Raw genomic sequence first — 2,828 nt, 5'->3', positions numbered from 1 at the left:
GCTTATTGCTTCTTCTTTTTTTTAATTATCAGAATATACGCAGGCTTTAAGAAATTACTTTTGAAATCTTAGTGAATAGAAAATATATGTAATTTGACATGTATTGAACACAGAGCTGTCACAGAATTAAAGTAAGATACTTCTACAGACAAATATATTTCAGGAGGAACTATAAAAATGAAAAAAATAATCGGAATCTTAGCAATAATAATTTCAACTGCGGCATTTTCCCAAAATCAACCGGAAAATTATTCAGTTCATAAAAAACCAGGAAAATCTCAAATAGCAAAAAAAGTCAGTGATCTCAAACCAGGTCAACAAAAAGAGTACAAGGTCATTCACGAAAAAGCCATGGCTAATATGAAAAAAAATAAGGTGGCTATAAAGGAAATTGATGTTCAGGTCCAAAAGGAAAGAAACAGTAAAAAACCAAATATGAAAAGAATAAAAAAACTTACTGACAAAAGATCCAGACTTCAGGCTGAACAGGAAAAAAATATGCTTAGATTTGAAGTGGAAGTGAGAGAAAAATTCGGTATAAAAATAGCCAGCAGTATAATGATTTAAGGTGAAAACTCTACGTTATAGTGGACAGATCAGTTTAAGTTAATAGAAGTATAGGGGGCCCTTAGAGGCGCCCTTTTTCAGTCTCTATTTTAAATTAATGATTATAAAATAATTATCAAAATGAATTGAAACACTTTGCAGCATCGAGATTATACTTTAAGATCAATAGAATATAACATGATGAAATTTGTCATAAAAATTATTTATAGGGCAGTATTGTGGAACAGCATAGAGAATTTTTTGCTATTTTAGAATTCTTTTTCAATTTGAATAGGATATCACTAACATCCTCTATAGTACAGTTTCTTTTTCCTGGAACAATCTCTAAAATTGCGGCAGATACAGTTATAATAGGAACCCTTCGAAGTTTTCCATTTCTGTCCTGACTTAAAATGAAACCTTTATTCAGGTCTTTTGAATCATAATGATCTCTGGCTTGGATTTTAAACATGTTTGAAATTGAGGATATCTTATCTAGTGTATCGCTGAAGCTTTTATTTGGCTTTTGTTTTATGCCTAAAAAAAAATCATCTCCACCTACATGGCCTATAAATAAATTTTCATCCTTTGCTTCATCTTTTAAAATTTCACTAAATAAGCTGATTATTTTATCCCCTTTTTTAAATCCGTACTTATCATTGTAGCTTTTGAAATTATTGAAATCAAAATATGTGTACATATATCTGTTTGCTGTATCTGAAAGACTTTGTTCTATATAATTGGATATTTGAATATTTCCCGGAAGCTTTGTAAGAGGATTTTGATTTTTGGCCTCTCCTATCTTCTTTTCACTAATTATTTTAATAACTGCATTTTTGTCAAGGTAACCTTGGTACTTGCCATCGCATGTTATAATTATAAATTCTACCTCGTCATTTAATGAGAGTATTTCTATCAGCTTGTTTATACTGACGTTTATATCGGTAATTATTGCTATATCTATCAAGTCGCGTACGGTTTTCTTCTTGAGGAATTCATTTCCAAAGGGAGCCAAAAGATATTTTTTGATTTTTTTTTCTCTTATCATACCAAGAACTCTTTTGTCTCGGTCTATTATGGGGAAAACTTCTGCATGGCTATTCTTTTTTAAAACTTCTAAAATTTTATCCATTTGGTTATCTATGTAAGTTCCCTCTATTTTTTTAATATGACTTTCAATTATATTTCTATCTTCCCCGAAAAAAATCTCTTGGTTTACCATTTTTTCTTTTACATGGTGATATAGGACTTTTATATCATCTAGGTTTTGACTGGGATGTTGTATGTAATATCCTTGTAGGAGATCGCAGCCGAGCATACGGCAAACCTGCATCTCTTCCTCGGTTTCCACTCCTTCTGCTACCACCAATCCTCCTAGAGTGTGTACTAGATTTATTATGTTATTTAAGAAAATCCTTTTTTTACTGCTCTTTCCCACATTTCTTATAAAAAATCTGTCAATTTTTAAAAGGTTTATATCAAAGTGATAAAGCTTTTGGAGGTTGGAAAAACCGCTGCCAAAATCATCTAAGGCGATAATATACCCTTGGCTTTTATAGACACTCAACATGTCATTTATATCCTCTATTTTGTTAAGCTTATACTTTTCCGATATCTCGAAACACAAAGAGCTCTTTTCTATCTTATTTTCTTTTAGAATAAGCTCTGTTTTACCCATTGAAAAATTTGGCATTTCCAAAAGCCGATTATCTAGATTATAAAATATTTTTATACTGCTGTGAAATTTGAGCTTTTTAAATTTTTGAATAGCTTTTTCCCGAAGCATTAAATCTAGTGTATATAAGGAACCATCCTTATAGGCGCTATCGAAAACATCGTCTATGTTTTTGAAACCAGCCTCGACACTGTTTCGAAGAAGAGCTTCTACGGCGTATATCTCCCCTGAATTTGCACATATTATAGGTTGAAAAGCAAAATCTAAAATTTCTAGTTTGTTATCCCAAGGTATATTATTCATAGATTCCTCCAATGTTTTTCTTAAAGACAAGTTTAGCATCTAAGTGTATAAAAAACATAAAAATGGTGTAAAAGGTAGTGCAAAATTGAAAGGAAAATAAACTCATATTTTGAATAACAAGAAAATTATTTGGAAAAAGAGATTAAAAAAGAAATTGATATTGTTCTAGATGATCCCCCCTTAAGTTGCTTTTTTTTGCTCATTATAGTAAAATGAACTTAATAATCTATCTTTTAAAAATTGGGAGTGTAATTAATGTTTGAAGATATAGAATGCGAATACCATATACCTGTGTTGTATCATG

At 30.6% G+C, this 2,828-nt stretch carries 2 protein-coding genes; one reads left to right on the top strand and one right to left on the bottom strand.

All coding sequences use genetic code 11. The annotated features are described in order from the left end of the window. Positions 1 to 177 precede the first annotated feature (177 nt). Complete coding sequence (locus ABZA26_RS11790) at positions 178 to 567, top strand: hypothetical protein (protein WP_372714717.1); 390 nt, start codon at positions 178 to 180, stop codon at positions 565 to 567. A gap of 199 nt (positions 568 to 766) precedes the next feature. Here ABZA26_RS11790 and ABZA26_RS11785 read toward each other — a convergent pair whose 3' ends face one another. After that, positions 767 to 2,524 carry a GGDEF domain-containing protein gene (locus ABZA26_RS11785; protein ID WP_372714716.1) on the bottom strand — a complete coding sequence of 586 codons (1,758 nt, stop codon included), beginning with the start codon at positions 2,522 to 2,524 and terminating at the stop codon, positions 767 to 769. Positions 2,525 to 2,828: the final 304 nt, after the last annotated feature.

Origin of the sequence: Ilyobacter sp., from assembly GCF_041583315.1 — a bacterium.
Taxonomy (GTDB): Bacteria; Fusobacteriota; Fusobacteriia; order Fusobacteriales; family Fusobacteriaceae; genus Ilyobacter.
Note: the sequence above shows the minus strand (reverse complement) of the source record. Positions and strands in the feature narration are given on the sequence as shown.